Source organism: Pelagicoccus mobilis, from assembly GCF_016595505.1.
Classification (GTDB): Bacteria; Verrucomicrobiota; Verrucomicrobiia; order Opitutales; family Opitutaceae; genus Pelagicoccus; species Pelagicoccus mobilis.
In genome coordinates this window covers 36,316-43,883 of sequence record NZ_JAENIL010000056.1, presented here as the reverse complement: position 1 = coordinate 43,883, position 7,568 = coordinate 36,316, and the positions used below count along the sequence as shown (strand labels likewise).

3 protein-coding genes are annotated in these 7,568 nt (G+C 51.3%); all 3 read left to right on the top strand.

All coding sequences use genetic code 11. The features are described from left to right. The first annotated feature begins 172 nt into the window (after positions 1-172). The 3 genes from JIN87_RS22865 to JIN87_RS22855 all read left to right on the top strand — a co-directional run bounded on the left by JIN87_RS22865 (position 173) and on the right by JIN87_RS22855 (position 6,738). On the top strand, positions 173-1,543 hold the full coding sequence (locus JIN87_RS22865; protein ID WP_200357958.1) for a GH1 family beta-glucosidase: 1,371 nt from the start codon (positions 173-175) through the stop codon (positions 1,541-1,543). 133 nt (positions 1,544-1,676) lie between these two features. Then, positions 1,677-2,744: a Gfo/Idh/MocA family protein gene (locus JIN87_RS22860; RefSeq protein ID WP_200357957.1), complete on the top strand. Its 1,068-nt coding sequence runs from the start codon at positions 1,677-1,679 to the stop codon at positions 2,742-2,744. Positions 2,745-3,138: 394 nt separating this feature from the next. Next, the gene (locus tag JIN87_RS22855) at positions 3,139-6,738 is read left to right on the top strand and encodes a TonB-dependent receptor (protein WP_200357956.1); all 3,600 of its coding nucleotides are present in this window, start codon (positions 3,139-3,141) and stop codon (positions 6,736-6,738) included. The last annotated feature ends 830 nt before the right edge of the window (positions 6,739-7,568 follow it).

Below are 7,568 nucleotides of genomic sequence, written 5' to 3'. Positions count from 1 at the left end.
CGCGGCGTCCGCCAAAGCCATCCGACACTTGTGTCGCAAGGCTTTGGCAGCCTTGCGCTGCTTCGATTTGGGCTCGAACCAGCAAAGAGCTCATTTAAAGACACGCCCTAAGCTGAACGGGTTCGGCACCTTGGTTTTTGCCTGCCGATGAGCGGGCTAATTGATTTTGAAAATGAGTTTTCCGAAGGATTTCGCATGGGGAGCGGCTACTGCTTCTTACCAGATCGAAGGTTCGCCAACTGCCGACGGCAAAGGCTTGTCTGTTTGGGATGAGTTTGTCGAGCGGGAGGGTAAGATCTGGCAGGGGCAGGATGGCAAGGTAGCCTGCGATCATTACCGGCGATGGGAAGAGGACGTCGATCTGATGGCGGAGATGGGATTGAAAGCCTATCGTCTTTCGCTCAGTTGGTCGCGTATACTGCCAGATGGAGTGGGAGCTATGAATGAGCCCGGTCTCGCGTTTTACGACAAGCTTGTGGATCGCTTGCTGGAGAAGGAGATCGCACCTTGGATCACCTTGTTCCACTGGGATTTGCCTCTGGCCTTGCATCGAAAGGGCGGCTGGTTGAACCCCGAAATCTCCAACTGGTTCGCTGATTATGCCAAGGTGGTTGTGGATCGGCTTTCAGACCGCGTACAGCATTGGTTCACTATCAACGAGCCGCAGGTACTGCTCGATCATGGATATCTGTGTGGGCGTCATGCTCCGGGGGATACGAACAGTTTTGGATCCGTCATGCAGATGGGGCATAACATTCTGCTTTCTCATGGGAAGGCGACTGCAGTGATCAAGGGGCGAGCGAAGAAAACTCCGATTTGTGGATGGGCTCCTGTCGGTTCGGCTGCACGGGCGGAGACAAACAGCGAGGCCGATATCGAGGCGGCGCGGAAAGCTACCTTTAGCGTCGATACGGCAAACCTGAATGTATGGAATACGGCGTGGTGGGCGGATCCTGTCTTTCTGGGAAAGTATCCAGAAGAAGCGTACGAGCAGTATGGCGCCTTGGCTCCGAAGATCGCTCCCGGAGATATGGAGATCATCCATACCAAGCCTGATTTCTACGGTGCGAACATCTACACTTCGACACGGGTTCGCGCGGGAGCGAATGGAGAGCCGGAGTGGATTCCCCATCCGGATGGAGTGCCGTTGAATACTTACGATTGGGCGGTTACGCCGGACTCGATTTATTGGGCAGGCAAGTTCTTCTATGAACGTTACGGTAAGCCGATCGTAATCACGGAAAATGGAATTCCTATCGTTGAGTGGGTAGGGAGAAATGGTCGAGTCCGAGACCCGCAGCGTAGTGAGTTTATCAGCACGTACCTTCTTGGAATCGAGCGTGTCATGAAGGAGGGGATTCCCTTTGAGGGCTACTTCTATTGGTCTCTGATGGATAACTTCGAGTGGCAGTGGGGGTACAAGCAGCGTTTTGGTTTGATCTATGTTGATTTCGAAACGGGTAAGAGAACGCTGAAGGATTCGGCTTACCACTTTAAGAAAATCATCGAAAGCGACGGGGCTTACATTCACGAAATGGTTTAGGTGGCGGGTCGCCGGGTCGCAGTTGACTTGGCAGTTGTCTAAACGGATTAACTAAAAGTTGAGAAGCCTCGACCGTCCTCTTGTGGTGCTTTGGGTTCACCGCTGAATTGCTGCGGTTTTTTGTGCCCACCCTATGATACCTAAAGTTGTTTTAATTGGAGCCGGAGCTCACGGATTTATGGCGTACGCTGATGACGCCTTGCCTGTGCTTGCTAGTGAAGGATTGATCAAGCCAGTAGGCGTGATTGAGCCGGATCCAGAACGATTGCGCATGGCGCTCGAGGCAATGGGGTTGGATGAGTCGGATGGTTATGCAGATTTGGACGATCTAGAGAAGATCCGACCTGACATAGTCATTGTCGCTTCGCCGTTTTTCGCGCACGAAGAAGCTTGTATCAAGGCTGCAGAGCTTGGCGCTCATCTCTTTATCGAGAAGCCTGTGAGCGACTCGCTCGAGAGTTGCGTCCGTGTTCAAGCTGCGATTGAAGCGGCCGGAGTGAAGGCTGCCGTGAACATGAGCGCCCAGTTCGAGACTGAAAAGAGGGCTTTCGCCAAAGTACTCAAGGACCGTAGCCCCGGGGAATTGGAGTATATGTTCGCGCGTTTGAGCTGGAACGGGGAGGCGAGAGCTCGGTACCGAGCGGACCATCCTTATCCCTACTTAAACGAGGCTGGAATCCATATTTTGGATATGCTGAGGAGATGTGCGGGAGGTAAGCCTTCTCATGTTTATCATATGGCGTATCCGTCGCTGGGGTCGGCGTTTTCGAAGTGTGCGAGTTCGATTGTATCCGTAGAAATGGACAATGGAGTTCGGTTCGCCCTCGAAGGTTCGTGGACGGTGCAAGCCGGTATCAGTACATGGAGAAATGAATACATTCGTGCGGATTGCAGCTACGGCTCCCTGTTGCTTGATCATCAGAAGCTTCAGGTTCTCAAAGGCTGCGAGACTTTTCCCGGTGGATTGCAGAGTGAATTGATCGGTGATTACGCGCCTGATAAAACCAATAAAGGGACGTTGTATCTTTTTAGGCGTTTTGTTGATTGGGTTTGTTCGAGGGTTGATTGTCACCCAACGAATCTGAATGATAATATGCAGTGTATGGCGTTGCTATTTGCTGCCTTTATGTCGGCGGATCAGAAGCAAGTAGTGGATGTTCAGGCGCTTCTTAGAAGTGTATCCACTGGTGTACCTGCTTAAGGCTTTGGGGGACGATTGGGATCTGACTGTTTCAACGGACAGAAGATTCTCCTTGAAGGCTTGTAAAGCGTTGGAATTGAGTTTGTAAGGTGCCTTTTAGAAGCGTTTTTACTGTTTAATAAACGGATTTATTTTGGCTCCATTTGGATTCCCCAAAAAACATGCGATTTTAGTCATTGTCGCACGAAACCTAGGGCGACGAGCAAGGATGCTCCAAAAGTTATATATGCTTGAAGGAGCGAACCGTTAAATCAGATCCCCACCCCATCTTATACCTCGATAGATATCTATAAGCTTAGATATTCGTTTTAGAAGCCCGTTGGTTCTAAGCCTTTGCCCAGGCGAGGTGTGAAGTGGTGCGTTACGTATCTATTAAACTAAAACTATATACCTAATGATTAACAACAAGGGTCGTTCAAGAGAAGTTCAGCGTCGAGCGCTGGCGCTTCTGACTGGTGTCTTATGCGCCAGCACCAGCAGCATCTACGCACAGGATGCGGCTGATGAAGAGGAGGAGATTTTCGAGCTCTCTCCATTCACGGTAGAAGGTTCCGAAAATGTTGGTTATCGCGCTACTTCCAGTTTGGCCGGTACTCGTTTTCGTACTGATTTGTCGGACATCGGATCATCGATCTCTGTCTTGACTGAAGAAATGCTCGAGGATGTGGGCGGTGTCGATAACGAGACTGTTCTCACCTACGCTGTGAATACGGAAGTAGGGGGTCCTCGGGGTAACTACTCTGGTGGTGTCACTGGAGGTAGTGTTGCTCGTGAGAACGGCCTTTTCGGAAATCCGAACGCGAATACACGGGTTCGTGGTTTGAACCGAGCTGACAATACTCGTAACTACTTCTCTTCTGGAATTCCTTGGGATGGATACGTCGTTGATCGCGTTGATCTTCTTCGCGGACCTAACTCGATCCTCTTTGGTCTCGGTAGCCCATCTGGTGTTATCAATGCGACCACCAAGGGCGCGAACATGGGTGGTACCGATGGAGAAGTGCAGGTGTCTTTCGACAAGTTTGGCAGCATCCGTACGAATCTCAAATACAACAAGGTTCTCGTAGAGGACAAGTTGGCTGTGTTTGCTGGCGTATTGAACGACGACCAGAAGTTCCGCCAAAAGCCGGCTTACGAAGAGGATCGCCGTCTATATGTGGCAGGCCTGTGGCGTCCGGACTTCATGAACTCGGACAGCTCCATGTTCGAGGTGACTGCTAACTTCGAGTCTGGTTCTATCACATCCAATCGCCCGCGTACGCTTACGCCAGGTGACCGCATCACTCCGTTCTGGAATCCGATTACGGAACGCGATGCAGATGGAAACTTCGTTCCATTCACTGCTGCAACCTACTCCGGGCGTCCAGGTGGTCTTGGCGGCCGTACGGTTAATCACCTGAACGACACGGATGGTTTCCTCGATCGTAATGAAGGGAACAACTACAATGGACTCACCACTCCGATCTTCATGGATGGCCCAGCTTTCCAGGTGAATTCCAACAATCCGTACCAGGTTTTCCGCGAACGTACGTTTGCGTTCGGAGCTTATGATGAAACGGGAGTTCTCGTCTACGACGGCGAGGGCGGAAACATCTACGGCGACAACAACCGTTCGCAAGGTATGGACGGAACGCGTGCTTGGTCCTCAAATACAGGACAGTACGGAGCTGGCGGTAGTTTCTGGGAAGATGCCACGATCAGTGATGTCGGCATTTTCGACTTCTACAACAACTTGCTCGATGGTCCTAACAAGCAGGAAAACACTGACTGGGACGCTTATGAAGCTTCTATCAGCCACACCTTCCTAGATGGAAAAATTGGATACAACCTCGCTCTGTACGAAGAAAACATCGAGCGTGGCTCATTTGGTATCTTCGGCTGGGAGTATCGCCTCCGTATGGACATCAATGAGCAATTGGCGAACGGCGCCATGGATGCAGGAAATGCTGTATCCGCAAACCCCGACGTAGGTCGTGCCTACATTTCTGAGGAACTGCGTGATAGCGGTACTGGAAACAGGGAAACCGAGCGTAGCGCCTACCGTGCTCAGTTGTTCGCGGAGTATGACTTCCGTGATGACAACGACGGATTCTTGCCAAACCTGCTCGGTAGCCACCGTTTCACTCTCTTGCATTCAGCAGAGGAGACTACTTCTGACAACCGTCGCATGAATCTCGCGATGTTTGGCCCAGATTACTACCATCAGTTTGGCGGCGAGAACAGCAACGTTAGCGTCAAGGCTTACTTGAGCGGCGATCTTCGTGGTCTCAGCTCAGCCTCTGGTGCGAACGTTCAACGCCTGAACGACTTCGTTCTTCCTTACAGTGGTCCTGTATCTATCCAAGCGTTCGATACAACTTGGACAGCGACAGGTGTCGATCCGACAGCTGTTTGGCCAGATCCAAACGATGAGCGTACGGAAGCTTACGATTTCCAGTCTGCCAATCCAGCGAACTACCGTGGTTGGAGAGACTACACCTTCAACGTTGTGAGCGCGCTTGATGACGGTCGTGTGGCTGGAATGTCTAACCAGGATTACCTGACGACTCGTGCTGACCTTTCTAATCTCGACATCAGTTCCAATGTTGCAGTTTGGCAGGGACACCTTCTAAACGATGCGATCGTCGGTCTCTATGGTTATCGCGAAGACACCGCGGACTCACTCTCTTTGAGAGCGGCAGACCGCGTCTGGACTGGCGGACCTGATTACAGCATCGACTATCCAGATTTGGCTGACGTTCGTCCTTCTGCTTACAACTTCACAAGTCCGATCAATCCAGGTGACTTGGTCGACGAGCGTTTGGAAACTATCACGCGTAACTGGAGTGGAGCTTTGCACGTCAACAAGCTCTTGGGAGACAACGATCCGCTTCCTTTCAATGTTAGTTTCTACTACAACGAAGGTGAGAATGCGCAACCAGCCGCTGGACGTCTCGATGCGTATGGTCTTCCTTTGCCTCCTCCGCAGGGTAGCACTGAGGAATACAGCATCTTGCTCTCTACTAAGGATGGTAAGTACTCGTTCCGTGCGACTGACTACAAGACGGTTGTTACTAACCAGAACACGACTGGTGACATCGGCGCTATGTGGGCTCTTCAGCAAGCTATCTTCGTTCCGACCCGTTCTTACGGTGACTTCAAGGAAGGCAACTGGGACATCAGCTCCCATCCGAATCCTGAGTACTTGGAAAACGAGATCCTGCCAGCGTGGGAGCAATTCGAAATCGATCTTCAAGAGCAGTTCCCTGACTTCATCGATGCGTGGGTAACGGGACCATGGGCGCCGTCTCATCGTCGTGACACTCGTGCTTCTCGCCCTGCGAACCACAAGTTCACCGAAGACGCAGTATCGGAAGGTCAAGAGTTCGAGTTCATGGCAAATCCGAATGAGAACTGGCGTATCGCGATCAACGCATCGCGCACTGAAGCGATCCGCGACAAGGTTCCTGGTCAGAGCTTCCTCGACGTATCTGCTTTCGTAGATAATGCGATTATGAATACGCCAGTTGGCGAGATGCCAGTATGGTGGTCTGCTAGCCCAGGTGTCCGTGTAAACATCTACCCGACCTACCGTGGTGATTACCTCAAGCTTCTCTCCTTGAATGGTCAAATCCAGCCGGAGGTGCGTGAGTGGCGTGCAAACCTGATCACGAACTACAGCTTCACAGACGGTAAGTTCAAGGGTCTCGGACTCGGCGGCGCTCTTCGTTGGGAGGACAAGGCTGCTATCGATTACTTGCCGAGCGAAGAAAACGCGGATCTACCAGACATCACGAATCCTGTATTTGATGATGGATACGAGACCTTCGACCTCTGGGCTAGCTACAAGTTGAAGCTCAGTGACAGGATCGACTACAAGGTCCAGCTGAACATCTACAACGCGTTTGGCGACAATGAGCTCGTACCTATCTCTACGGATCCATTCGGAAACGCGAACCGCTTCCGTATCCGGGAGGGCGCAAGCTGGAAGATCTCGAACACTTTCTCGTTCTAGGTTCCCTTTTAAAACCTGGGCATCGAGTGAAGTTGAGTAACTCGCTCGATGCCTTTTAAATTTCCGCCATGGGCACTTCGGATTCGTTCGCAGTGCCCATTTTTTTGTGTTTATCCGCAAAGACAGTGGAAACTGCTGCATATGGAGATTTCGTAAGGAGGAAACTCTCCCCGCAAAAGGGCGATGAACCAAAAACAAACGGCGATCTCTGTGAGACCGCCGTTTTTACTACCCCTATGTATTACCCTAAACTATCAAACTTGAAATTGTGCGATTCGGATCGTGGCTTTGTTCGCCGGTGCGTTTCTGAATCTGGATACACTGTATCATGAGGTGGAGAATCTGGATATAGGACTTTGGGCTTACGTTGGGATTCGAGGTTGAGTGGGCAGTGTTGATTGGAGTGTGTTTTTAACCACGGAGTGCACTGAGAGCACTGAGTGATCCTGAAATGTTGTTGAGAACCACCGATAGCGCCGATTTGCACCGATGTTTGTGGAGGGGATCGGCTCGTTTTTGGGGTGTTATCGGTGAATATCGGTGTCATAGGTGGTTGAATACCTATATCTTAGTTCGCCTTTCCCCTTTGGGCTTTGCGGCTCGCTGCGAGCGGCGGCCCTACAAAGGGAGGCGCTTTTTTTGGTTCATCACCAAATCCATTGGATTGCTGTTTGAGGCGAGACTGTTGGTGTTCCCGCTTCAGCGGGTTTATCGGCTTTCGCTGCTTGGGGTTGCCGCCTAAAGGCGGGACTTGTAGGTTGGGTTCTCTTCCACTGCATTTGGTGATGAACCATTTTTTTGTGTCATTGTACCATCCGCAACAGATTTGA